Here is a 26351-nt window from a genome sequence, read left to right on the forward strand (position 1 = left end):
TGTCTTTGTGTTAAGACATCCGCTTTTCAATTATCCTTTTATAAATACAGTTTTCATTGTTGTAAAAAATTCTTTGGCAGCCTGACCCTGTTCTCTTGAGTAAGAGCTTGAGGCTTTCATTCCGCCAAATGGTGCCTGCAACTCTACACCTGCTGTCTCTGAATTAATACGGACTAAACCTGCTTCAATATCATCAATAAATGTTAATATATGATCGATATTTTTGTAAAGATAGATGCACTTAGGCCGAATTCAACATCATTTGCTACCGCTATCGCATCTTCAATGGTATCGACTTTCATTAACGCTAAGACTGGTCCGAAAATTTCCTCTTGAGCAATGGTCATATCGCTTGTAACATTATCGAAAATTGTTGGTTCAATATAATAACCATTCTTCAGGTTTCCTTCAGTTAGTTGATTACCACCTAACGCTAACGTTGCACCTTCTTCTTTTCCTTTGTCAATATAATATTTTACGGTATTAAATTGTCCTTCATTTGCACATGGACCCATCCACGTTGATGCATCCATTCCATCACCAACTGTGATTTCTTTTGCTTTTTTGATTAAACGTTCTTTAAATTGATCATAAATAGCAGACTGAACGATTACACGACTGCTACACGTACATTTTTGACCCGTTGATTTAAGTCCGCCACTTAAAGTTGCATCAACAGCTGCTTCAATATCACAGTCTTCGGCAATGATAATTGGGTTTTTACCACCCATTTCCAATTGATACTTACCACCACGTGCTCCAACTATATTCCCAATATTTTTTCCAACATTGTTCGATCCCGTAAAGGTTACAGCGTTAACGTCTTTATTTTCTGCCAGCCCTTGACCGATTACGGAACCACTGCCAGTAATAAAATTAACCACACCTGCTGGAAAATCTGCCTTTTCAAAGCATTCAATCACTTTTGCTGCCGTCACAGATCCCTCTGATGCTGGTTTTAGAATAACCGTATTACCATAAATCAAGGCAGGTGCAATTTTCCAGATTGGGATTGCAACAGGAAAATTCCAAGGAGTGATTACACCAACAACTCCAATTGGTACACGCTTGCTAAACATTAAGGCACTTGGATCTGTTGAAGGAATGACATCGCCATCTGAGCGCATGCCCTCTCCTGCAAAATATTTAAGAATTTGAATTCCACGTGTCGTTTCTCCCTTTGCTTCAGGTAAGGATTTTCCCATCTCTTTCGTCATGGTGGTGGCGATCTCTTCCAAATTTTCTTCCATGATTACTGCTGCTTTATAGAGATAGTTTCCACGTTCTGCTCCTGCCAATTTGCGCCATGCTTTTTGAGCTTTTTTTGCTTGTGCTGCTGCTTCATCTAACTCTTCTCGTGTTGACTTTTGGACACTTCCTACCACTTCCGTCTTGTTCGCCGGATTATAACTCGACAGAATATCACCTGATTTGGAAGTCTGCCATTCGCCACCAATGTAATTTAGAAATGTTTTATGCATAGCTCATTCTCCTCTTTTAATATTAGTTGCTATTTTTACAGGATTTCTTAATACTCCAATGGATTCAATTTCTATTTCAATTAAATCACCCTCCTGAAGAGTAAACGTGTCGTCTGGTATGATACAAGTTCCGGTAAGTAATGTGGTTCCATCTAAAATATCATTATCTTTTATTAAATAAGAAACTAATTCATTAAAAGTTCTTTTTAACATCGAAGTATTTGCATTTCCTTGAAATATCCAGTCTCCATTCCTTTTAATTCGACATTGAATTTCTAGATTATAGGGATCGTTGATTGTATCCGCTAACAAAATCGCAGGTCCAATCGCACAGGAATGCTTCCACATTTTTGCCTGTGGTAAATATAACGGATTTTCGCCCTCGATATCACGACTGCTCATATCATTTCCAATAGTATAACCAACTATGTCACCATTCGCTTTGATTACCAATGCTAGCTCTGGTTCCGGTATTTGCCAGTTCGAATCTGTTCGAATTCCTACAGGTATATTAGGACCTATCAATCTTCTGGCTGTTGACTTCAAGAAAAGCTCAGGCCTTCTGGCTTCGTAGACCTTATCATAAAAGGAATTAGTTTGTACCTTTGCTTCCCTGTTTCTCGCTTCTCTACTTTTAGAATACGTTACTCCTGCTGCCCAAACTTCATCAGATACTACAGGTGCCAATAATTCTAAATCTGCAAGTTCTTTCTGAAGTGGTTTTTTTGTTTTTATTTCATCTTCAATTAATTGACTGCAGCTTTTGCCTTCTTGTTCTGCTTTATTAAGCAAATCCTGAAACGAATCAACTGCCAGTTCAAAGATGTTATTTTCCTTTGTGATAGCAGCTAGTTGTGATAAATTATTATTTGTTTTAAATCGGATAACCTTCAATTTTATTCCTCCTCATATTCAAAAAATAATTGCTAAATTCACTCCCTTTGTTTTATATTATAAAACTAAGTTCTTGTATATAATTATTAAAAAAGTTCATCCTTAAAGATAAACTTTTTTATTTCCCAACGCCTTGGATATTTCAGTACAAGTATGTTTTAATTTAGAAACTACTTCTTGTTCCAATTCCCTTGTAATCGTTTGTTTTGTAGCCGAGATACTAATGGCGGCAATTGCTTTATTTGTATGGTCAAATATCGGAACTGCTATACAGTAAATACCAGGCTCATTTTCCTCATTATCAATAGAATAGCCTAGTTGTCTGACCGTTTCTAATTCTGCTAAATAGGCTTGCTTTTCCGTTATGGAATTAGTTGTCTGAGCATAAAAATCATACTCTTTTAAAAGATGCAATATCTCTTCCTGTTCTTTAAAAGCCATCAGTGACTTGCCAACAGCACTGCAATGAACAGGAACTCGCTTTCCAATTCTGGAATATACAATGGCAGATGCCCCCTTCGACTTTATCAATATAGACTCCATTCATACCTTCTAATATGACTAAGTGTGTAGTTTGTCCAGTCATAACAGATAAGTCTATCAGGTGTTTTCTAGCTATCTCACGTATATCCATACTATTAAGCACATATTGGCCTCTCTCTAATAATTTCAAACCCAGGCTATACTTACCACTATCTGTATTTTGTTTGATATAATTATGTTGCTTCAAGGTTTTTAATAAAGAGTGTGTCGTACTTTTATTTAAATCTAACTTTGTGCTAATTTCCGTAATTTTCAGTTCTGTATTTTGCTCATTAAATAAATCAATTATGTTTAAAGCTCTCTCAACAGATTGGATGATTGGCATAAATGAAACCTCTCTCATTAACTTTTCTTTTTAGAAATTATAACATATTTGTTTTATATAATCAAAACTATTTTTGTATAGTTAAACTTTCTTTGAATACTAGTTCGTTATGTTACTATTAATATATCAGAGATAGCTTTTCTATTCCTATCTAACTGCTTATTTAGCAGATTACGATAATGGATAACAAAGAAAAAAGGCTATGGCATTAGCGCCAAAGCCTTAATTTTAATGTATAAATCCTAGATATACAATAAAAATAACAAACAATACCCACATGACTGGATTAACTTCTTTAAATCTACCTTTTGCTACCATCGTAATTGGATAGAAGATAAAACCGACTGCAATACCTGTCGCAATACTGTAGGAGAGTGGCATGGTAACAATCGTTAAAAAGGCTGGTACAGCTACTTCAAATTTATCCCATGGAATATCTTTTAGTGCAGAAACCATGAGTACTCCGACAATGATAAGTGCAGGCGCTGTTACTTCTGCAGTAACTACCCCCTAATAATGGTGAGAAGAATAAGGCTAAAATAAACAACCCTGCCGTTACTACTGATGTAAACCCTGATCGTCCTCCCGCACTTACACCTGTTGTGGATTCAACATATGAGGTTGTTGTAGAAGTCCCTAATGTTGCACCTATAACCGTTGCCGCTGAGTCAGAAAATAAGGCTTTGCCTGCTCGTGGCAGTTTATTATCCTTTAAAAGACCTGCTTTTGATGCTACCGCTACTAAAGTACCTGCCGTATCGAAAAAGTCAACAAACAAGAAAGTAAGAATCACTACCATCATCTCTAATGTGAACACATCACCCAAATGAGCAAATGCTGCCCCAAACGTAGGTGCTATACTAGGTACAGAGTCAACTATTTTTTCTGGTACCGGTACCTGACTAAAGATCATCCCTACAACAGCTGTAATAACCATTCCATAGAAGACGCCACCTTTTAGGCCGATTGTAATCAAAATAACAGTAATAATAATACCAAAGATAGCTAATAAAGTTGTTCCTTGCGTTAAGTCACCTAGTGCCACCATCGTTGCTTCATTTGCAACAATAATTCCTGCATTTTGAAAACCAATAAAGGCAATAAATAAACCGATACCTGCTCCTACCGCCATTTTCAAGACAGCTGGAATCGCGTTTATTACTTTTTCGCGAAGTCCGGTAAGTGTTAAAATAATAAAAATAAGACCTGATACTAATACCCCCCCTGCTAGAGCAGTTTCCCATGCTATCCCTGAACCTAAAACAACGGTATAAGCGAAGAATGCATTGAGACCCATACCTGGAGCAAGTGCTATCGGATATTTAGCCAGCACACCCATAATTAGCGTACCAATTGCTGCCGCTAATGCAGTTGCTACGAATACTGCATTCGGATCCATTCCTGTACCTTCTGTTCCTAATATCGATGGGTTAACAAATAGAATGTATGCCATTGCTAAGAAAGTCGTAATACCTGCGACAGTCTCTGTACGATAATTGGTACCTAATTTTTCAAACTCGAAAAACTTTCTCATATTTTTCTCCCCTTTTCTAATATCAGCCGTAAAAAAAAATACTCCCAGTATAGGACCAGGAGTGTTTTATTACAATTCGGAGAAGTTGCTGCTTAAATAAAGCAAAAAGGGCAACTTACCTCCTCCTCGTAGTCAGAGCCATTTACGGTGCTCTGGTAGATACTCCTGGGCCATATTCCCAACATTATACGACGGATGTTTATAATGTTTTTAATAAGTTCAATTCATATATTACTAGGCTAGTAATAATTCGTCAAGGAAAAATACGAATGTTTTTTATTTTTTTAGTTCTATTGTTCGTTTTTTCATTATTTCCATATTGATTATATTAAATTATACTACCGATTAAAAATAACTGTCTTCTACGTTTGAAAAACCCCCCACATCTTCCAACATGCATGGTGTTAACTTTCTTATTCCCACTCAATTGTTGCTGGTGGCTTGCTTGTCACATCATACAGCACGCGATTGATGTGATCCACTTCGTTCACAATACGGGTTGAAATTTTTTCCAATACATCCCAGGGTATACGTGCCCAGTCCGATGTCATACCATCAATGGAAGTTACCGCACGTATACCGATAGCATGATCATAAGTACGGGCATCTCCCATCACTCCGACACTGCGAATGTCAGGCAGTACGGTGAAGTATTGCCATATATCTCGTTCCAAATTTGCCTTTTTAATTTCCTCGCGCAAGATTGCATCTGATTCCCGAACAATTTCTACCTTTTCAGGTGTTATCTCGCCCATCACCCGAATACCTAGTCCTGGTCCTGGAAACGGTTGCCGCCAGACGACATCCTCGGGAACTCCCAATTCTATGCCTAATGCACGGACTTCATCCTTGAATAAGGTATTTAATGGTTCAATTAATGTAAATTGCATATCCTCTGGTAAACCACCAACATTATGGTGTGATTTAATGGTTTGTGCTGTGTCTGTACCACTTTCGACAATGTCAGTATACAGGGTACCCTGAGCTAGAAAGTCCATATTCTCCAATTTTGCTGCTTCATCATCAAACACATAAATAAATTCATTTCCTATTATTTTTCGTTTTTGTTCTGGATCTGAAATACCTTTCAATTTTGACAAAAATCTTTCTTGCGCATCAACCTTAATAATATTCATGTTAAACTGATCACGGAAGGTGCGCATTACCGTTTCCCCTTCGTCTTTTCTTAATAAGCCATGATCAACGAAGATACAGGTTAATTGATCACCAATCGCTTTTTGTATTAAGGCAGCTACAACCGAAGAGTCAACCCCCACCACTAAGTGCACACAACACATTGCGATCGCCAACCTGTTCTCTTATCTTATCCACTTCGACATCAATAAAATTAGCCATTGTCCAATCACCAGCACACTCACATGCTTGGAAAACAAATTGCTTTAATAGATTATTACCATACTCGGTGTTACGAACTTCTGGATGAAATTGCACTCCGTATAGCTGTTTCTCTATATTTCTCATAGCTGCTATCGGTGTTGAATCACTGGTTGCTTCAATTTCAAAATCCTTTGGTGCTTCGATTATTTTATCACTATGGCTCATCCAGACGACTTGCTGTTTTGGTGTTCCTTCAAAAAGTAACGCATTATCTTTGACGTGAATATCCGCTTTTCCATATTCACGTTGATTTGCTCGTTCTACTACACCACCAAAATGATGGGTCATTAATTGCATTCCGTAACAAATACCGAGAACAGGAATACCAAGCTCAAAAATGCGTTCATCACATCTGAAACTATTTTCTCCATAGACACTATGAGGCCCGCCAGAAAGAATAATACCTTTTGGCTCCATCTTTTTTATTTCTTCTATTGTTAAACGATGGGAGTGCAGCTCACTATACACACCAAATTCACGAATGCGGCGGGTAATCAATTGGTTGTACTGACTACCAAAATCTAACACTAAAATCATTTCATTGTTTACTTCCAAATTGTCCACTCCTTCAATTGATCTGAAAAATCATTTATGTAAAAATAAAATCTGCCTTTCTTTATAATTACAGAAAGGCAGAAATCTCTGGCAAGATCTCCGCCTTCATAGTCCGAACCTTTACGGTGTTCAGGTAGAAACGTTTGGACCATATCCCCCCCAAACATATATGAAGGTGATAAAACATACTAAAAAGATTAGCACATGACTAAACTCTATTTATAATTTTCATCTATTCTATCAATCGTAACTGTGCTGGTCAAGCAAATATTCGATCAATAATGTGTTGAAATGAATCCTGCAGTTGCTTACGATCTTCTGAAATGTGCTGATTTCGATAAACAAGTTGTTCATATGCTAAGGTTAAGTCATACATCTCTTTTGTACCTAACCGTTGATCAACTTCCAACGCATATTGTCTTAGTGTCTGTCCTTTCCGACGTTGTAAACCCCTTTTTTTCCAAAAGGTTCAGCAAATAGAAATAACCAGATTCCAAATCTAATTTTTGCGATAGCCGTTGCCACTTCTTCAATGCGTACCAGTCTCTAATTTGATACCTTCTTACATACACAATAATTGCTGAAATGATCAGCAAAACAATCAAACCTATCAGAACATATAGCCATCCGTTTCCACCATTCTGATTATCAGAGGCACCAGTCGCACTAGTATCTTTCTCTTCTTCTTCTGTTTTTTCCTTCTCTTTTGTTTCTTCTACTGTTTCCTGTTCAGTTTGCTCTTCTTCTGTCCTATCAATCTCTGTCTCCGTATCACTTGTTACTTCCTGATAAAATTCAGTTGGATTGGAGAAACCACTAGTTGGCTCAAAAGGTACCCATCCGCTTTCAGGGAAATAAACTTCTACCCATGAATGGGCGTTATTATTTGTAATTTCATAAAGCTTATAATCATCTGGAAGTGCTGGCTGTTCGCTTGCTTCTGTCCCACCTGTGAATCCCTTTACCCAGCGAGCTGGAATATCGAGGGATCGCAACATCACCACCATCGAAGTCGAGAAGTTATCACAATAACCAATCTGTGTTTCAAACAAAAATTGATCCACATAATCTTCCCCCCCATCTTCTGGAATCGATACATCCTCAATCTGATAGGTATATCCATTAGCAGCAAAATAACTTTCTATTGCTTTTGCCTGATCATATCTATTCTCTTTTCCTTCTACTACTTCGTTAGCTAAATCAACTACCCGATCTGGCAAACCCTCTGGTAATTGCAAGTACTTTTCTTTTATATCTTCAGGATCATTATCTGAATTACGTTTTAGTTCATCTAAAGAAAACGATGGTGCATTATATTGAATCGAATAGGGACTGCCTTGAGACTGTTCGGAAGACTCCACTTCAATCATTCCTGTGTTGTAATCCATGAAAAAAGTCTGCTCTTCTATCGAACCAAGCTGACTTACTCCATATGGATAAACAACCTTTGGCAAACTGTTAGTTGATACAGGATGCACCATCGTTTCATATGGTTTAGTTTCTGTTCTATCAAGTGGAAAAGTCCGCCAATTCACTTGTCCATTATTCAGAGCTTGATAGTTTAATTCTTCAGATCGCTCCCAGCCTTTACCTGTATAAACATCTTTAGATTCGATCCGCCAATAAATATCGTCATGAGCAATCGCCTCGAATACCTTCGAATCATCCTGAACAAAAGAACCACCCAAACGCGAATCATCTTCTCCATACCCTACTTTTTGAACAGATCCGCTCCCAAATCCGACATGACCTGCTGTGCTTTGGATAAACGGGACAGGATCTGGCCACTGCGGATTTAATTTAGGAGAATAGATTCCCAATAATGCTGCCATTACAACAATCACAATAATTGGAATTGTCCATGTAAATACATGTCTAATATTGTCCTTATATGCTCCATTGTCCATCAGCTGCACATAACGACTAAGTCCCAAAATGATAAATGATACGATAAAGGCACGAACCATCGCAAGTTGTGCATCATAAACCGTAAACGTATCTAATACGGCTAAATAAACGATGGTTAACAATACAAACAGGAAAAATTTATTAGCAATCGTAAACCAATAATGGAGCAGATAACTCATTAACCATAGTAATAAAAGAAACAGTAAACTTCGAAAAAGCGAGGTCATCAAATACCAGTCATTATTTCCGATGATCTCTATATTATATCGAAACTCTAATGATAGTACCTGAAACCATTCTTTCGATAACAACGTTTCTCTTAAAAACAAATAATCGAGAATAAACAATAAGGAAACTAGCTTAATAGAAAATTTTGCCCAGCCATTATGGATAAAAAAAGATACTAGAAAACAAATGGCTGCATAGATAACAAATAAATAGACGTTGCCCGTGTCTGTAATTTGTTCCAATGGTCGCAACCATTCCCAAAACAAGAGAAACCCTGCTATCAAAAGAATAAAATTAGACATAGAATTTAATGTAACTTTTTGTTTCATCGGGATGGATTCACCTCCCAGTGCTCACTTATTAATCGCTGTTCTGAGATAACCTGAACATATATATTTTTTAACCGAAGTGATTTTATTAATTGAGTCTGCAGCGTTTGATGGTCCTTTTCTGAAATGATATAGCAAACCATCACCAGATAATCTTGATTTTTCCATGATACTAATCGATCTACTAATGTTCCATCTAATTGAGTGATGACAAAAAGCACAATAGAACCTTTCATCAACTCTGGTAAAGGCAAAAACATTCGTTGTGATAAAGGCGATGCAGATTCCTGATTAATAGTAGCCAAATAGTTTTGTACAGTGGGAAATTGAAATTGCACTTGTTGCGCAGAGAAATGCTTATTATACGTCCCTAATGCAGAAAAAGATACATGTTGATCCTTTTTGCGAAGTGTTTGTAATAAAGATGCTGTCCACTCTACTGCTGCTTCAAATACGAGAAATTTGCCCTGCTGCAAACCATCGACATCAAGAATTAATGAAAGGTTTGAATCTTTTTCTTGCTCAAATTCTTTGGTCATAACCGTATTTTTTCGTGCAGTGGTTTTCCAATCAATCCAAGAAAAGCGATCACCTGGAATATACTCCCGCACGCTTGATACCACATTCGTTAGTTTTTCATCATGCATGTATGACGGATTTGCGCCCTCTTCCAAACTTTGCGAAACATATTTCCACTTGATATCCTGAATGGCTGGATAAACAAAAAACTCTTTCGTTAAGTCAAAGCTATGATCGGTCTCAACAAAGCCAAAGGGATCACCAATCTGGAGACGCACTTGTGATAACTGATGTTTCCCCCCCCGCGGGAGATGTTCGAGAGAATAAGAGATAGAAAAATGCCTGCGGAAACCAGGGTAAACCACTTTTTTCCATTGTCTTTTTCTTATAAAACCATTTTGATCAGCAAGGTATTGATATTTTTTTTTGCCGATATCTTGATATTGAAGTGTTTCAGGCAACATTTCTTCCACTACTAAAAAAAATAATGGAAATGGTATTTTTCTTTTAATCGAAATGTGAATTTCTATTTTACTACTTGCTTGCAGATAACGATCTGAAAGACGTCTCTCCACCTTCCAATTGTGTAACGGAAAGAAAGGGATCGTCATCATATAGAGAAGAATCGGAAGCATACTGTAAAAGAGAAACCAACTAACGAATCCTCCTTGGAACATGGCAAATACAAATAAAAATCCTAATAAAAAAGCTAATTGGACTTCCTTTATTATTTTTCGAATAAGGACTTTCATCCATGCATTTCCTTCCGAACAGGTACATCTATTTCATTTAAAATCTGGCTAATTAGTTTTTCCTGTGTTACACCTTCATATCTAGCCTCTGGTCGGAGAATAATGCGATGTGACAACACGTAGGAAGCAAGCTCCATCACATCATCCGGAATAACATAATCACGATCCATAATGTAAGCATATGCTTTAGCAGCCTTCATAAGTGCAATGGATCCGCGTGGACTTACTCCTAATTGGACATATTCACTTTTTCGGGTAGCCGCTATAAGCTGAACAATATAACGCTTTACTGTATCATCCACATATAAACTGTCCACTTCTTGTTGCATTTCGATCAGCTGATCTTTATGGATAACCGGTTTAATTTCATCGATTGGATGCTTACGATCTGTCCGATTTAACATTTCTAACTCATCAACTTCATTAGGATAACCCATCTTTAATTTCATTAAAAAACGATCGAGTTGTGCTTCTGGTAAAGGATATGTTCCTTCATAGTCAACGGGGTTTTGGGTTGCCATGACAAAGAATGGTTTATTCAGCGATTTTGTCATACCATCCACCGTTACATTCATTTCTTCCATGGCTTCTAATAGGGCGGATTGGGTTTTCGGTGACGTTCTGTTAATCTCATCTGCTAATACGATATCACCAAAAATCGGACCACGACGAAATTCAAAAACCATTTCTTTCGGATTATATATCGATACACCAGTTACATCAGAAGGTAATAAGTCTGGTGTGAATTGGATACGTTTAAAATCACAATCTAGTGATTTAGACAGAGCGCGTACCATCATAGTTTTACCCACTCCTGGTACATCTTCGAGCAAAACATGTCCATCTGCAAGCAATGCTACAAGGCTAAGAGTGACCTCTCGTTCTTTCCCTATCATAACTTTTTCTATATTTCGAATGATTTTTGCAACTTGCTTCTGATATTCCATTCTTCCGCCTCCGTTCTGCATGCTATTCGTTTACGAAGTATTCCTACTTATAACTATACTATATTTGAAGCCTTAAAGCCTACCAATTTAACTAGCAATTACTAGTAAAATAAATTTCCTGTCAATTTATTTTTCATTAAATAGTAAAGTCCATATAAAAAAACCCCCCCAAGGTTTACTTGGGGTTAGCCGATGATAACTCGTTCTGTTGGATAGTGGAAGCGATCCTTTGTATCATCACCACGAATTATAAACAGAAAAGTGAAGATACCAATTCTACCGATAAACATAAGCGCCATAATTAAAAACTTCCCAAATGTTGATAGTTCAGGCGTAATTCCCATTGATAGACCAGTCGTTCCAAATGCAGATGTCACTTCAAAGACAATTTCCATTAATCCAAAGCTTTCGGTTTTCATTAAAATAATAATTGAACTTATACATAGCATTAAAGCAGTAGTAATAACAATAAAGGAACGCAACATATCTTCCTGATGTATTTCCCGCCCAAATACTTTCACACTGGAATTTCCCTTTGCATAATTCCAAATTGTTAATAACATAATTGCAAATGAAGTAGTTCGAATACCGCCACCAACACTACTAGGAGATGCGCCAATAAACATTAATGCACTAATCAAAAAAAGTGTTGGCATGGAAAAATCGTTTACATCCATCGTCGATAAGCCGCCACTTCGGCTCGTTACAGACTGAAACAGGCTGTAAAATAACGTCTCATGCCACGTCTTATCCGCAAAAAAGGCATCTTTCTCAAGCAGGAAAATAAAAATTGCACCACCGACTACCAGCCAAAAGAATGTAACAGTTGTAATCTTAGTAAACAAGGAAAATTTATTACGATCATTTACACCATAAACTCTTCCTTTTAGTACTTCCTGTACTTCAATTAATACTGGGAATCCAATCGCACCTAAAACAATTAAAATGATGTAAATAAATTGCACAAAATAATCATCAGCAAATGGTATCAATGAGGCACCAGTTATATCTAAACCACCATTGGTCGTCGCACTAACCGATCCAAAGACACCTTGCAATAGAGCCTCACCAATTGTATCGTAATAATTCAGAAAATGAATCGTTAAAATAATTGCACCAATAAATTCAATAATTAACATTAGTTTAAAGATCTCTAACATTAATTTCACCAGACCGGAAAGTGTCTTACTGTTTTGATCAATCATGATCATTTTACGACTGCGGATACCAATTTTTTTACCTAATATAACCCAAATAAAAGTACCCATTGTCATAATACCAATTCCACCTAAATGCAATATAACCGCAATCGCAATTTGCCCAGCTGGATTAAATACTTCCGAAATCGACACAACAGTGAGTCCTGTTACACTTATCGCTGTCACAGCAGTAAACATTGCATCAATAAATGAAAGTTCAATACCGGAATTATGAAAAACAGGTATACTCACAACGACTGTGGCAATGATAACAGCTAAGAGATAATACAATACAATATGGTGTATAGCAGACCAGTGCTTAAATATTTCCTTTATTTTATCAATAATTGCCATCATTCACGTTCTCCTTCAATATAATGAAACTAGTCGATAGTTTACCATATTATGATAAAATAATCATCTTATTTTTGTAAAAATGATGACAAATCGGCTTTACCTAAAATCCACTATAAGAATCCCGATGAAATCTGCCGTTTGCCTGGAATAGATAATTATCTGGCACTGCTTTTTCAATCATCGAAAAAATAACTCGTTCTTCTAAACGGACATGTTCTTGCAAAAGTGCTCCTAAATCACGAAATAATTGTCTATCAGGACGTTTGACTCCTCTAATTTGCTGAACATAGCTTCTAATTTGTACATGCTGAATCAACATGTCACGTATCTCAGGTTTATCTACTGTCTCATATTGGGCGTACAGGGGGGGTAAAAGTACTTCCTCTTCATCCCGAAAATGATCTTCGCCATCTTTCTCCCAAAATTCAATTACATCCCGGGTCATTTTCTGAACACTGCTGCTCTCATCTGCATTTTTTAACTGCTGTGCCATTGCTAAGGTATGATGGTGTTGATGTGATAATGGATATAACGCTTCATGTCGTTTCAAAATTATCTCTCCCTTGACTCATTTATTTCAGTTAAAATTTGTGTTTATACCTGTTTCATTTTAAAATATTGATGGTAGTAGTTGTGTGATTTGCCAAACAGTAGAGGAGAATTTATAAATGGCATCAACTGAAAAATTAAGAAAATTTGTAATGGATACAAAATTTAATAAATTTATCACGACGATTATTATCTTTAATGCTATATTAATAGGACTAGAAACTTATCCAGCTATCTATCAGCAATTTTATACGTACTTTGTTGTGATAGATCTTATTATTCTTGCTATATTTACAATCGAGGTTGTACTCAAGATCATTGTACTAAAAATATTTTTACAAATGGTTGGAATATATTTGATTTTATCATAGTATTAGGCAGTCTTATTTTATATAATACACCATTTGTTAGTGTTTTGCGTATTTTCCGTGTCTTACGAGTATTCCGAACCATTACAACCATACCAACATTAAGAAGAATTGTATCGGCTTTATTTATGGCAATTCCCACCATCAGCAGCGTATTAATCATTATGACAATTATTTTCTATGTATACGCGATATTAGGCACGTCCTTTTTTGGTGAAATTTCCCCCCCAGAATATTTTGGTGATATATTTTTAAGCTTTGTTACATTGTTTCAGATATTCACTCTGGAGTCATGGGCAAGTGGGATTTTTAGACCTATTTTTATAGAAGAACCATTATCATGGATCTATTTTATAACTTTTATTGTCATTGCCACATTTATTATGATCAACTTAATCGTTGGAGAAATCGTCAACAACGCACAGAAGATTTCCGATGATATTGAAGAAGAAACAAAAGAAATCAAAGAGGATACAAGCGAAATCTCAGAACTTCGCAAAGAAATTCGGGAAATAAAAGAAATGTTACAGAAACAATCCTAATGGGACAGGCAGCTTGTCCCACTTTTTCATCATTTCATAATTATTCCAGTGACCAATCAATTGGAGTTATTTGATTTTGTTTCAGTAGTTCATTAGCTTTTGAGAATGGTTTACTGCCAAAGAATCCTCGATGGGCAGATAACGGACTTGGATGCGTGGATTTAATTACATAATGTTTCGTTTCATTAATTAATGCCTGTTTTTTCTGTGCGGCCGCTCCCCATAAAATATAAACGACAGGGGGGGTTTCCTTTTCATTTAAAGATGTTATCACTCGATCGGTAAACTGCTCCCAGCCTTTTCCTAGATGGGAATGTGCCTGCCCCCCCGCTCTAACGGTTAATACATTATTAAGTAACAAGACTCCTTGTTCAGCCCATTTCACCAGGTAACCATGGTTAGGAATCGAACAGCCAATATCTGCTTGTAACTCCTTATAGATATTCCTTAAAGATGGCGGGACATCAACTTCTGGCTTTACGGAAAAGCTTAAGCCATGTGCTTGATTGGGACCATGATAGGGATCTTGTCCTAATATAACCACCTTCACTTTCTCAAATGGTGTATAGTTTAAAGCATTGTAAATATCATACATATTAGGGTATACCGTATCATGCTGATATTCCTGTTTCAGAAAATCACGTAATCGCAAATAATACTCCTTATCAAATTCAGCTGCTAAGTGATTTCCCCCCCAGTCATTATTTAATATATTCTCGGTCATCGTTCTCATCCTTTTGCTAAAATTTCTTCCACTTGTTCTTTTGCAGGCATCCCGCCTTGTGCTCCCAACTGACCTACAGACAGAGCTGCAGCTGCATTAGCAAAGCGAACAGCTGCTTCAATAGGAAGTCCTCTCGCTAATGCGACAGCGAAAGCTCCATTAAAGGTATCACCGGCACCTGTTGTATCTACAACATCAACCGAATGGGATGGTATTAATTTCTCTTTCCCATTTTCGATAAAGGAAACACCTTCCTTCCCTCTTGTCACAATTAGCTTTTCCTTCCATTCCTCATCAAATAATTGCTTCCGTTCTGTTGCATTGGGAGTAATAAAAGTAGCTTGCTCCCAACTTTTTTCAGAAAGATTCATTGCTGGTGCTGGATTTACAATAACAGGTATTCCATGTTCCGAACATATTTGAAGACAATACTCGATGGTTTCTCTAGGAATTTCAAACTGAAGGAGCACATAGTCACTATCTATTATAACTGATTTTGACCTTTCTATATATGAAGGCGTTACGTGTGCGTTAGCTCCAGAAATAATGATAATTCGATTATCTTTCTCTGACAAAATGATATTCGCCAGTCCTGATGGTGTATTTTCCACACGATCTATATGATCAGTATTAACGTATTCCTTCTCGAAATTCTCAAGCAAAGTACTCCCAAAAGAATCATCACCGACACGGCCTATCATATGAACATCTGCACCCAGCCGTGCAGCAGCTATTGCCTGATTTGCTCCCTTCCCCCCCCGGGAATTGTTTGAAAATTATTACCTCGTATTGTTTCCCCCCCTTGCTTGGGAAAACAATCAGTAGAAGTTACTAAATCGATATTGATACTGCCTATTACGGTTATTTTCGGTCGTTTTATCATCCTGCTTCCTCCTGCTATATAAAATAGATTTCGTCAACTTCACCTTGATTGATTCCAATCCTAATTTTCAGTATATGGAATATCGTAATATTTATAAAGAAAGACTTCAATACGTGAGTTATCACGAAACATTACACCGTGATAAAGCAAAAAACTGCGATTATTTTTTCGCAGTTTGATAAAAGATAATATCGGGAATGTGTTAGGCAAATGTCTTATTATTTTTTTTCACCCAGCCATCTGCCAATGTTGGATGCTCTGCAGGACGGGCTCTAGCGCCTTGCCCTTTTCCGTAAGTGCGTACTCAATTCTGACTGGGGGTTTCATTATAGACGTTGCGTATGACAATGCCATGTTTTTCTAAATCTTTTAATCTTTCCGATAATACGCGACCACTGATTCCAATCGCACCTTCTAGAACAGAAAAGCGCTGTGCACCTTCTAATAGTTGAAAGATAATCAATCCAGTCCAACGCTTATTTAATATATTTAATGCCGATTCAAACTTCGGGCAAATTGTTTTATCTACCATCGCTCTCACCTCTTTAATAACAGTATAGCAAATATTAGGGTAGAAATAAAACAAATTTAATTACTTGACGTAACTAATTAATATTTGTATACTAAGTTACATAAAGTAAGTTAATATTTTTTTCAGGAGGAATTTATAATGGTAAATGTAAATTTAGACAAAGTACACAGTGCATTAAATTTTGAAGTAAAACACATGATGGTTTCAAAAGCAAAAGGTGAATTCCAAAACTTTGATGTCGATTTTAATGGCAGCTTTGATGACTTAGCTAATGCTAGTGTAAAAGTTACAATCGATGCTGCATCAATTGAAACAAACAATCCGGACCGTAATGGGCATTTAAAATCAGGAGACTTTTTTGATGTTGAGAACTATCCAAACATTACTTTTGTAAGTAAAAACATTACAAAAGCAGGAGATTCTGAATATAAAATTACTGGTGATTTAACGATTAAAGATGTAACAAATGAAGAAACTTTTACGGTGGAATACAATGGTACTGCAAAAGATCCTATGCAAGGTAACACAATTGCTGGTGCGGACGTAGAAGGCAAAATTAATCGTGAAGACTATGGTTTGACATGGAACGCTCAACTTGAAACTGGTGGCGTATTAGTCGGTAAAGATGTTAAATTTTCCGGTGGATTTGAGTTTGTTGTAGAAGAATAGAAAAACAGAAGTAAAGCCAACGCATTATGCGTTGGCTTTTTTTGGTTTGGTGGCTAATAGTGCTGCGATAATACCGATCAATGGAAATGCTAATGAAAATAACAAGACAGGTGTGTAACTATCAAAGATATCAAATCCCACACCAAATGGTAAGGGACCAAACGCTGATCCTGCTACCATTACCGTAGCACCGACACCATTTATACTGCCGATATACCTGCGACCAAAATAATCCGGCCAGATCACATTTGTTGCAATACGGCCAAAACCGTTTGCAACCCCCCCATATTACACCAACTAATACCGCAATATATATATTTGCTAAAACTAATAATAAAAGCAGAATAAATAGCTCCAGAATAAATATGATAAAGAATAAATAGTTTGTCTTAATTTTCTCAGTTATAAATCCAGATAATAGCGACATTGGCATACCTACCACAGCCATCAGACTTAACACTGTTGCAGCGATACCCGCTTGTAAGTCATGAAAGGCAAAAATTGAAATAATATGAAAAGTAATACCTGTATTTACCAGAGAGGGGGGGAAACCAATACAAATCAATATCATCCAAAAAGCCCGTGTTTTGAGAGCTTCATTTAGCTTCCAATTTTCTTCTCTTACTGGTTTAAAAGTGTCGTTTTTCTTCTTATCACTTATCTTCACTAATCCGTCTGGAACTAATCCAACATCTTCAGGACGGTTTCTTACTCCGAAGAATGCTATTGGCACGAACACGATAAGTAACAGGACCCCCCAAAATCTCCATGCAAATTGCCAGTCCCAGGTTTCGATAAGCCATGTGTTTAATATTGGAAAAAGCATAGCGCTAATAAAGCTGCCAAGCGAGACAAAGCTAACTGCACGTCCCCCCTTTTTTCAATAAACCATTGTGCAACCAGTGTATTAGGAATCAGTGTCATACTGCCCTGTCCTAAAAGTCTTAGAAGGAAAAATCCCACCACAAACATCCACATCGTGGAAACAATACTGTTAAAAAAGCATGCCAGGGCAAATAAAATACCAACGGTTACCATCATTGTTCGTTGGCCAAAGCGGTCAATAAATCGTCCGACAATCATCATCGTGAGTCCTGCTATCAGTGTTGCTATGGAATATAGACCAGAAACCTCCGACCGAGACCATCCAAATGTTTCGATATATTCATCCACAAAAAGAGAATTAGAATACGTTTGACCAGGACCTGAAAAAAAGACACCTAACCCGGCAATAAATACAATTACCCAACCATAATAAACTCTCTGGAAAATCTGTTTTGTCATTGTTGTATCTCCTGTTCCATTCTATGGCTTTCTTTAATATTTTTAGTCACCTCAATTAATAAGGCATTTAAATATAAATGACATCACTTTGAGTTATTTAACTATCTTTTTTATTTACACAAATAATAATATTACCACATTGAGGATATTTTTCAATTACTCTAATTCCAGAGTTCACGAATCGTATTTTCGGAAAAGCCAATTGATATGAACTGTTACAAAGAATTATACATAGTTCCCATTGTCTTTTCCTTTTATATGCTTTAACATCGCAACGATCAGAAAACTAACGATTACCAATAACAGCCATGAACTTATTTTACTAAAGTGAACAATTTCCCATGTTTCTGATTGACCTGGATATTGCCAGGCTCCAAAAAAAGTAGCAATATTTTCTGCAATCCAAATAAAAAAGCCGATTAATGCAAAGGAAAGCACAACAGGCATTTTATATGTACGTTGATTAACCTTGAAGTAAACAATCGTTTGAAAGAATAATAGTATCGTAGCCGCCTTAAAAATCCAACGAAAATCATAGATATAATGATGCGTAAAAAAATTAAAATAGATGGCAGCACTTAAAATGGCTACCGTCCATGTTGGTGGCCATTTCATCAACTGAACATCCATACGGCGCCATGCCTGACATAAGTAACTTGCGACACTCGCATACATAAACCCACTGTAAAGAGGCACACCAAACACTTTTGACATTGCTTCTTCCGGGTAACTCCATGAGCCCATATGGACTTTATAAATTTCTAATGCTAATCCGATCAAGTGAAAAACACAAATTACTTTCAACTCATCCCAGGTCTCTAATTTTGAAGTAAGCATCAATAATTGTGTCAGAAGGCAAATAATTAGAATAAAGTCATAGCGGTGAATGAAAGAAATCTCTATGAACTGTGTGATTGCTAATGCAGAAAAGATTACAACAGCAAAAATACAGGACTTAGCTTGTTCAAGCCCGAATCTCCATAATTGACGCATGGTTAGATCTCCAATACGTAGCTGATAATCACTTTAATTTTGCCATCTTTGTGTTTATTAAGCTTATATATATCACAAAAACTATAATGACGCTGCTCTCCATCTTTATTAGTAGAATGGATGATTCCATTTACAGCGGCTTCTTTTCCATGGGTAATTATGTGTTCTATTTCCAACTCAAATTCATCGCCATTATCCATACCCTGCAGCGCATGCTCCAGTACATCTATCCCCTTAATCGTATCATTTCCTACCATGCGCCAAACAATATCGTCCGTTACACTACCTAGTATATTTTCTATATCACCTTTAACAAAGGCTTCATTAAATGTTTTGAAAAATTGTTGGTTTTTTGCTTCCAATTTTTACACTCCCTTTTTTAAAAATTAGTATACCACAGTACCCCCTCTTTGTTATAATGAAGAGGAAATTTATAGGAAAGGTGATGAAGATTAATTGATTTTAAAACCTCCGAAAAAAACAGAACATTTACTGCAATTAGAAGTAATGAAGGAACGCTACCTCGATATTCCTCCCGATACCTTCGACTCATTCCGACGCGAATTATCCGGTTACCTTGGTGAAAAAAGTGTACCGTATTATGTAGACCTTAGTGACATCGACTCCCATTATGATATATACGGACTACGACTGCAACATAATGACCATTACTTTCAAATAGATGGATTATTCTTATTTCCTTCTTTTATTTTGATTACAGAAATAAAACATCTTAAGGGAAAGCTCTTCATCAATGAATCAGATCAATTAATTCAATTAAAGGATCAAGAAGAAAAAGTATACCAACATCCTTTAACACAAGCGAATCTGCAAAAAGCACAGCTTCAGTCCCTGTTAACAACCCTCGGCTATACAAACATTCCTATACACACTCTGGCGATTTTTACTCATAATCAAGCTCAATTATCTTTTCGACATCCTGATATTATTACAGTTCAGCAGTTCCCTTTTCAATTACAAAAGTTTGTTTCCTCCTATTCTGAACGTATCTATGAAATGGATCAGTTGTTACATCTAAGCAAAAAATTAATTGATTTACATCAAGAACGTCGCATAACTTTTTTGGAACCCACAAGAGAGATCTTGCAAAACATCCGACGCGGTGTATATTGTCCAAATTGCAAACCAATAGTAATGCACTGGACGCACGGGGACTTGGACTTGCAGTAAATGTGTGCATCGTGATAAGAATGCACACCTTTTTGCACTATATGATTTTGTTTCCTTATTTGGTTACTACATCAATAACAAACAAGCTAGATGGTTTTTACTAGTAGACTCCCCCCCTTTTACTATATCTCGGATCTTGAGAAAATTGGGTGTGGAGACTAATGGAGGACCTAAATTTAGGACGTACAATCTAAAAAATTGGTTTAATGAGTACAAGCGATAGAAAATCATCTGAATTTTCTATCGCTTGCTTTTTTCTGCTCTCATACAAATCTTCTCTTCTTGCATTTTTACTGCTCTTCTTGCATTTCACACCGCTCTTCTTGTATTTCTTACAGCTTCTTAACAACATATACATTTTTTAAGATAGAATATGGAAGACGAAGAAGATATTTCACGTAAGGATAGCAAAAAATAGCATCTATTATATTAAGTCTTTTTCACGATTACTTAATTTTTTTGTGCTATCAATTTCTATTTGTTTTAACGCTTGTGCTGCTAAATGATCTGCTTTACGATTATCTTTACGTGAGACTGTCTCATATTTAGGTATGATACCTAGTTGATTCAATTTCTTTTCAATACGATCTGCCCAGTTCGTCAAACTTTCCTCTAAACATGGCCATTCTCCACTTAATTGATTGATCACAACCTTGGAGTCACCGATAAAGGTTACCGGCATATATTGTACCCCCCCTAATTCCTCTAATTCACTTATTCCAAAATGAAGGGCTGCATATTCTGCTTCATTATTGGTTTCAATTTCTTCCAGTAGTGCATTTTTACGAAGTCGATAAGTTGATCCATTAAGTTGATAATAAATGAGACAGCCCAGACCAGCTTTTCTCGCGTCTATATCATATCCACCATCAAAATAAACCGTTATATTGTGTGGCTCTGTTTCAATCTCAGTAAGATATTTTTTGATTTCCTTCATCGTCCAGTTGGTATCATACTCGTCTTCTAAATTCAGTTCTTTTACACGATGCAACTTCTCCAAATCTTCTGCGATAGCAAGCGCTGCTTCTGGAAGCAAAAAATTAGACTCAAAAAAACATTCGACTCCTTTTGGTGTTTGATAGCTTAATGTTAATTTGACCTTCATTTTAACTGACCTCCTTTTTAAAAGTATCTCATTGCCTGACTTGTATTATACAACATCGAAACTTCTCAGACATATCTGTATTTTCTCAAAATATAATTGTAGTACAAGCTATTTGCAGGGAGGGAAACAATTGGCAGTATTTTTCAGTTATATCTTTTTAGGTTTATCATTGGCAGCACCACTTGGGCCGATTAATGCGGCACAAATCAATCAGGGTATTAGAAATGGATTTTGGCACTCGTGGATGATTGGGTTAGGAGCACTTATAGCTGAAATCATCTTCATTGTTGCCGTATTTTTTGGAGTCGTACATTTTTTAGAAACACCTTTTATGAAAACATTTTTATGGTCATTCGGTGCATTTGTTTTATTTTACACAGGAGTGGAAAGTTTACTATCATCAAAAACAATTGCATCCACAGATGAGAGAACAAAGGAATCTCTATCGAAAACCTTTCGCTCAGGTTTCCTGATTTCGATTAGTAACCCTTTGTCGATTTTATTTTGGCTAGGCATCTATGGGTCGGTGCTTGCCAATACCATTAATAAGTATGATACCTTCCACTTATTTTGGTATGGGGGGGCTGCTATTATAATTGGACTGATGATCTGGGATGTTACAATGGCTGCAGTTTCGAGCAGTTCACGTCATATGTTTTCTCCTAAAACGCTTAAAACAATCTCGACTGTCACCGGACTTTCACTTATCGGGTTTGCTATTTACTTTGGTTATCAAGCTTTTTACTTAATTTTAAAATTTTTATAATGAAATCATTCTCTTTATCAAATACTAATTTCGTTTCACACAAAAATTATTGATAAGGAGAATTTTCCATGCCTCATTCCACTCATAAATCATCCAATCAATTAGCATGGTGGCAATTAGCCTTAACCGGTGTCGGCTGTACGATTGGAACAGGATACTTTCTTGGATCAAGTATCGGGATTTCGCTAACAGGCCCTTCTATCGTTTTTTCCTTTTTGCTGGCGGCTATAGGCACCTATATCGTCTTTAATTTATTAGCAAAGATGACCGCTGCAGACCCACAGGAAGGCTCATTCTGTTATTATGCAGAAAAGGCTTATGGCAAATGGGCTGGATTTAGCTGTGGCTGGAATTATTGGTGCTCCAGTATTCTGATTATGGGCAGTCAGTTAATTGCCTTATCTATTTTAACTAAAGCTTGGTTTCCTCAAGTTCCACTCTGGATATTTGCAACGATTTATGCCGTTTTATCGATTCTTGTCATTTTACTCGGGACAAGAGGTTTTGATCGCATCGAGGATTTTTTGGCGGTGATTAAAACCGCTGCGATTATCATGTTTATTATCATTGCCATCGTGACCATTTCTGGAGGGATATCTGGTGGACCTTCCTCTTCACCTGGGATACCTTCTGGTTTAGATAAGTTATTTACTGGCAGTTATCGAGGATTTTGGGCATCGCTTATATATGCTTTTTATGCGTTTGGCGGCATTGAAGTGATTGGACTCATGGCCATTCGCTTAAAGAAAAAGGAAGACGCTCCTAAAGCCGGAAAAGTGATGCTAGGTCTCTTAACAATCATTTATATTGTTTCAATAGGGTTAGCAGTGACAATGGTATCTGTAGATCAGTTTGATCCCAAGGAAAGTCCGTTCGTGACCGCCTTATCTGACTATTCCCTAGCATTCTTCCCCCCATTTATTTAATGGAGCAATTATTATTGCGGGATTCTCCACGATGACAGCAGCCCTGTTCGGTGTTGTCGTATTATTAGTGTCACTTGCCAAAGATGGGGATGCACCTAAATTATTTTCCAAGAAAATTAAAAAAATTAAATATTTACCATTGCCATCATTAATCTTGGCAACCATTGGCTTATCCGCTTCCATCATTACAGCCTTATTGCTTCCAGGGAAGATATATGAATATATCACGACCGCAGCTGGAATATTACTATTATACAACTGGGCTTTTATTATTATTTCGTCGATACGAGTATTAGATGGGATTAAATTCAAGAATAAAGTAATAGCATTTATAGGGTTATTATTTATCACAACAGCTATATCAGGCACTTTAATGGAAAAAAGTATTCGTCCAGGCTTTTGGGTGAGTTTATGTATTCTTGGAGTGATCGGTTTATTTACAATGAAGTTCGGGAGAAATAAGAAAGCGGGAAGCAATTGTTAGCATAGTATGCATTTCAAAATAAGCACACACGTTATCTGCCTTTTAGATAATTGAAAAATCCGAACGATAACGCATTCTAATCGCAGAATTCGCATTATCACTCGGATTTCACTTTTATCAAATCTGTTTTGTCCTTCCTTTGTTACTAGGCACAACCTTTTACTTCTTTATTTGAAACCATTCTTATTTTTTCTTCCCGTACAAATCTACCTGATCCAAGCCATGCAGCACATGCAAAAATTAAGTAAATCGCCTGTGTAGCAAACGCTCCCTGCAGAAGAATTTGTAATCCCATACCGAAACCAAGCGCTGGAATAACGAGTAGAAAAGTCCGAATGATACGCTCAAAACCTTTTTCAAGGGGGGGCAACGGCCAAATTTTCGAGAAAAACACTCCTAATGCTACTCCTAATCCAGATACAACAAACAACTGTCCCATTACAATCGGAGTAGGAAATGGCCATGCCATTACGTAATGTCCAATGATATAGAATATTTCCAAAAACAACGTAATTCCTATCACCTTTTGAAAGGTTTTAATATTCATCCAAGGATGGAGAAGAAATAATAATATGACCACACATCCTAGAATCAAGGTCCAGTTCATAAATTCCCTCCTTTTCCCTCAATCACTTCTTTTATTCATTACTTGCCGTCTTTGTTTCCACTTCATCTAATTCTGGTGCCCGAACATTTTCTATTAATTGCTGTATTTCTAACGGAGGCTCCGGCGTCATTCTTGAAACAATAAAACTAACAATGAAGTTAAGAATCATACCAACTACTCCAACACCCTGGGCATTAATCCCGAAAAAGCTGTTAAGAATTGGTTCGTCTGTTCCAATAATCGACGGGGGGGAAAGAATTGCCCCCAATCATGATTAATGTAAAACTTAAGCCAGTAATAATACCAGCGACTGCTCCTTCTTTGTTCATCCTCTTATCAAAAATTCCTAAAAGAATGACCGGGAAAAGACTTGCTGCCCCCCCTAATCCAAAAGCAAGTGCTACCACTTCACCCGCAAACCCAGGTGGATTTATACCAACATATGCGGCAACAGCAAGTGCAACTAATAAAGTAATTCGACCCACACGCAGCCTTTGTGCCTCTGATGCGGATTTATTAAAAATTCGATAATAAATATCATGAGAGACGGCACTTGTCATCGTAATAAGCAAACCTGATGCCGTTGATAATGCTGCAGCTAAACCACCCGCTGCAACTAAAGCAATAATAAAAGGCGCTAAATTTGCAACTTCTGGTGTGGATAGTACAATAATGTCACCATCAATCACTACCTCATTATCTTCCCCACCTGTGAAGTTAATTACTCCATCACCATTTTGATCATCTATTTGTAATAATCCAGTGGTTTCCCATTTACTAACCCATTCAATGCTCTGTACCTCTTCTATTGGTTTATCTGCGATGGTATCAATAAGATTATATTTAGCAAATGCACCAACAGCAGGTGCCGTCAAATACAATAAGCCAATAAATATAATTGCCCACACAGCAGACCATCTAGCCGCACGTACGCTTTTCACAGTATAGAAGCGAACAATAACATGTGGAAGTCCAGCAGTTCCCGCCATTAAAGCCAGCGTAACCATAAAAACATTTAACATAGACAAATTAGTAAAAGGGGGGGCCATATATTCCGTCATACCAAGGTCTATTTGAATTTGTCCCAACCGATCGACAATGTCACTTGTGGTTAGAGCTAATTGTGGAATCGGATTCCCTGTTAACTGTAATGATATCGCCACAGCTGGTATGAGAAAGGCAATAATGATAACAAAATATTGAACCGCTTGTGTCCAGGTTACCCCTTTCATACCACCTAACAAGGCAAAAAATCCTACAATTGCCATGCCAATTAAAACACCAACAACGATATCTACTTGGAGATAACGACTAAAGACAATCCCTACTCCACGCATCTGTCCTGATATATAAGTGAGTGAAATAAAAATCGTGGCTATTGCAGCTACAGAGCGCGCACCATTAGAATAAAAGCGATCTCCGATAAAGTCAGGCACAGTAAACTTGCCGAATTTACGCAAGTATGGTGCAAGCAATAATGCCAATAACACATATCCACCGGTCCATCCCATTAAATAAATCGTACCATCATAGCCAAGAAATGCTACAAGACCTGCCATGGAGATAAAAGATGCAGCAGACATCCAATCGGCAGCAATGGCAGCACCGTTAGCTACTGTTGGAACATTCTGCCCAGCGACATAAAAGCTGGAAGTATCTTTTACCCTTGACCACCAGCCAATTGCTGTATAGATAGCAAACGTAATTAAAACTAGAATAATTGTAATAGCTTCTACACTCATATAATCCCTCCTATTAT

Annotated in this window: 21 protein-coding genes, 7 pseudogenes and 2 riboswitches; of the genes and pseudogenes, 6 read left to right on the forward strand and 22 right to left on the reverse strand. The window is 37.0% G+C overall.

The window, feature by feature from the left end:
• Positions 1-30: 30 nt before the first annotated feature.
• The 12 genes and pseudogenes from gucD to JCM21714_RS05045 all read right to left on the reverse strand — a co-directional run bounded on the left by gucD (position 31) and on the right by JCM21714_RS05045 (position 13519).
• A pseudogene (gucD, locus tag JCM21714_RS05000) lies at positions 31-1481 on the reverse strand (alpha-ketoglutaric semialdehyde dehydrogenase GucD).
• A 3-nt stretch (positions 1482-1484) separates the two neighbouring features.
• Complete coding sequence (locus JCM21714_RS05005; RefSeq protein WP_035722311.1) at positions 1485-2375, reverse strand: fumarylacetoacetate hydrolase family protein; 891 nt, start codon at positions 2373-2375, stop codon at positions 1485-1487.
• Between the two features lie 102 nt (positions 2376-2477).
• Positions 2478-2918, reverse strand: a complete 441-nt coding sequence (locus JCM21714_RS24980) for an IclR family transcriptional regulator (RefSeq protein WP_369403469.1) — start codon at positions 2916-2918, stop codon at positions 2478-2480.
• A complete protein-coding gene (locus JCM21714_RS24985; protein ID WP_369403470.1) occupies positions 2806-3243 on the reverse strand; it encodes an IclR family transcriptional regulator in 438 nt (145 codons plus the stop codon). The genes JCM21714_RS24980 and JCM21714_RS24985 overlap by 113 nt, the downstream gene beginning before the upstream one ends.
• A gap of 228 nt (positions 3244-3471) precedes the next feature.
• A pseudogene (locus tag JCM21714_RS05015) lies at positions 3472-4777 on the reverse strand (NCS2 family permease).
• Between the two features lie 109 nt (positions 4778-4886).
• Positions 4887-4989: riboswitch (purine riboswitch) on the reverse strand.
• Between the two features lie 201 nt (positions 4990-5190).
• Positions 5191-6712, reverse strand: a pseudogene (gene guaA / locus JCM21714_RS05020) (glutamine-hydrolyzing GMP synthase).
• 106 nt (positions 6713-6818) lie between these two features.
• A riboswitch (purine riboswitch) is annotated at positions 6819-6923 on the reverse strand.
• Between the two features lie 66 nt (positions 6924-6989).
• Positions 6990-7139, reverse strand: a complete 150-nt coding sequence (locus JCM21714_RS20965) for a hypothetical protein (RefSeq protein WP_235182624.1) — start codon at positions 7137-7139, stop codon at positions 6990-6992.
• Positions 7129-9195, reverse strand: coding sequence for a transglutaminase TgpA family protein (locus JCM21714_RS05025; protein WP_235182625.1), 2067 nt, complete (start codon positions 9193-9195; stop codon positions 7129-7131). Before JCM21714_RS05025 ends, JCM21714_RS20965 begins: the two co-directional genes overlap by 11 nt.
• Positions 9192-10466 carry a DUF58 domain-containing protein gene (locus JCM21714_RS05030; RefSeq protein WP_035722313.1) on the reverse strand — a complete coding sequence of 425 codons (1275 nt, stop codon included), beginning with the start codon at positions 10464-10466 and terminating at the stop codon, positions 9192-9194. The genes JCM21714_RS05025 and JCM21714_RS05030 overlap by 4 nt, the downstream gene beginning before the upstream one ends.
• The gene (locus JCM21714_RS05035) at positions 10463-11413 is read right to left on the reverse strand and encodes an AAA family ATPase (protein ID WP_035722314.1); all 951 of its coding nucleotides are present in this window, start codon (positions 11411-11413) and stop codon (positions 10463-10465) included. Before JCM21714_RS05035 ends, JCM21714_RS05030 begins: the two co-directional genes overlap by 4 nt.
• A 185-nt stretch (positions 11414-11598) precedes the next feature.
• Complete coding sequence (locus tag JCM21714_RS05040; protein WP_035722315.1) at positions 11599-12966, reverse strand: TrkH family potassium uptake protein; 1368 nt, start codon at positions 12964-12966, stop codon at positions 11599-11601.
• A 103-nt stretch (positions 12967-13069) separates the two neighbouring features.
• The gene (locus tag JCM21714_RS05045; protein ID WP_035722316.1) at positions 13070-13519 is read right to left on the reverse strand and encodes a hemerythrin domain-containing protein; all 450 of its coding nucleotides are present in this window, start codon (positions 13517-13519) and stop codon (positions 13070-13072) included.
• Positions 13520-13637: 118 nt separating this feature from the next.
• On the opposite strand from JCM21714_RS05045, the gene JCM21714_RS20970 reads away from it, so the two are divergent.
• Together JCM21714_RS20970 and JCM21714_RS05050 are read left to right on the forward strand one after the other, a co-directional pair.
• Entirely contained in the window at positions 13638-13889 is a 252-nt protein-coding gene (locus JCM21714_RS20970) for a hypothetical protein (protein ID WP_235182626.1), read from the forward strand.
• The gene (locus JCM21714_RS05050) at positions 13850-14428 is read left to right on the forward strand and encodes an ion transporter (RefSeq protein ID WP_305037890.1); all 579 of its coding nucleotides are present in this window, start codon (positions 13850-13852) and stop codon (positions 14426-14428) included. The genes JCM21714_RS20970 and JCM21714_RS05050 overlap by 40 nt, the downstream gene beginning before the upstream one ends.
• A gap of 40 nt (positions 14429-14468) precedes the next feature.
• Here JCM21714_RS05050 and JCM21714_RS05055 read toward each other — a convergent pair whose 3' ends face one another.
• The 3 genes and pseudogenes from JCM21714_RS05055 to JCM21714_RS05065 form a co-directional block, all read right to left on the reverse strand.
• The gene (locus tag JCM21714_RS05055) at positions 14469-15152 is read right to left on the reverse strand and encodes a uracil-DNA glycosylase (RefSeq protein ID WP_035722317.1); all 684 of its coding nucleotides are present in this window, start codon (positions 15150-15152) and stop codon (positions 14469-14471) included.
• A gap of 5 nt (positions 15153-15157) precedes the next feature.
• Positions 15158-16032 (reverse strand): annotated as a pseudogene (gene rbsK, locus JCM21714_RS05060) (ribokinase).
• Positions 16033-16263: 231 nt separating this feature from the next.
• Positions 16264-16567 (reverse strand): annotated as a pseudogene (locus JCM21714_RS05065) (winged helix-turn-helix transcriptional regulator).
• Positions 16568-16705: 138 nt separating this feature from the next.
• Here JCM21714_RS05065 and JCM21714_RS05070 point away from each other — a divergent pair.
• Complete coding sequence (locus JCM21714_RS05070; RefSeq protein ID WP_035722320.1) at positions 16706-17236, forward strand: YceI family protein; 531 nt, start codon at positions 16706-16708, stop codon at positions 17234-17236.
• Between the two features lie 130 nt (positions 17237-17366).
• On the opposite strand, the gene JCM21714_RS23775 is transcribed toward JCM21714_RS05070, so the two are convergent.
• The 4 genes from JCM21714_RS23775 to JCM21714_RS05085 form a co-directional block, all read right to left on the reverse strand.
• Positions 17367-18062, reverse strand: coding sequence for an MFS transporter (locus JCM21714_RS23775; RefSeq protein WP_369403471.1), 696 nt, complete (start codon positions 18060-18062; stop codon positions 17367-17369).
• Positions 18044-18520: an MFS transporter gene (locus JCM21714_RS23780; RefSeq protein ID WP_369403472.1), complete on the reverse strand. Its 477-nt coding sequence runs from the start codon at positions 18518-18520 to the stop codon at positions 18044-18046. Before JCM21714_RS23780 ends, JCM21714_RS23775 begins: the two co-directional genes overlap by 19 nt.
• 225 nt (positions 18521-18745) lie before the next feature.
• Positions 18746-19513, reverse strand: a complete 768-nt coding sequence (locus JCM21714_RS05080; protein ID WP_035722322.1) for a DUF817 domain-containing protein — start codon at positions 19511-19513, stop codon at positions 18746-18748.
• 2 nt (positions 19514-19515) lie between these two features.
• Positions 19516-19875, reverse strand: coding sequence for a nuclear transport factor 2 family protein (locus tag JCM21714_RS05085; protein WP_035722325.1), 360 nt, complete (start codon positions 19873-19875; stop codon positions 19516-19518).
• Between the two features lie 94 nt (positions 19876-19969).
• On the opposite strand from JCM21714_RS05085, the gene JCM21714_RS05090 reads away from it, so the two are divergent.
• Positions 19970-20704: a nuclease-related domain-containing protein gene (locus tag JCM21714_RS05090; RefSeq protein ID WP_035722328.1), complete on the forward strand. Its 735-nt coding sequence runs from the start codon at positions 19970-19972 to the stop codon at positions 20702-20704.
• A 424-nt stretch (positions 20705-21128) separates the two neighbouring features.
• Here the strand turns inward: JCM21714_RS05090 and JCM21714_RS05095 are convergent, their stop codons facing one another.
• On the reverse strand, positions 21129-21809 hold the full coding sequence (locus JCM21714_RS05095) for a reverse transcriptase-like protein (protein ID WP_035722331.1): 681 nt from the start codon (positions 21807-21809) through the stop codon (positions 21129-21131).
• Between the two features lie 130 nt (positions 21810-21939).
• Here JCM21714_RS05095 and JCM21714_RS05100 point away from each other — a divergent pair, with 130 nt between their 5' ends.
• Complete coding sequence (locus JCM21714_RS05100; RefSeq protein ID WP_035722333.1) at positions 21940-22575, forward strand: LysE family transporter; 636 nt, start codon at positions 21940-21942, stop codon at positions 22573-22575.
• A 68-nt stretch (positions 22576-22643) separates the two neighbouring features.
• Positions 22644-23985, forward strand: a pseudogene (locus JCM21714_RS05105) (amino acid permease).
• Positions 23986-24130: 145 nt separating this feature from the next.
• Here JCM21714_RS05105 and JCM21714_RS05110 read toward each other — a convergent pair.
• Positions 24131-24592: a hypothetical protein gene (locus JCM21714_RS05110; protein ID WP_052000394.1), complete on the reverse strand. Its 462-nt coding sequence runs from the start codon at positions 24590-24592 to the stop codon at positions 24131-24133.
• Between the two features lie 31 nt (positions 24593-24623).
• A pseudogene (locus tag JCM21714_RS05115) lies at positions 24624-26334 on the reverse strand (sodium:solute symporter family protein).
• Positions 26335-26351 lie beyond the last annotated feature (17 nt).

The sequence above is a fragment of the Gracilibacillus boraciitolerans JCM 21714 genome (assembly GCF_000521485.1).
In the GTDB taxonomy this organism is placed as follows: domain Bacteria; phylum Bacillota; class Bacilli; order Bacillales; family Amphibacillaceae; genus Gracilibacillus; species Gracilibacillus boraciitolerans.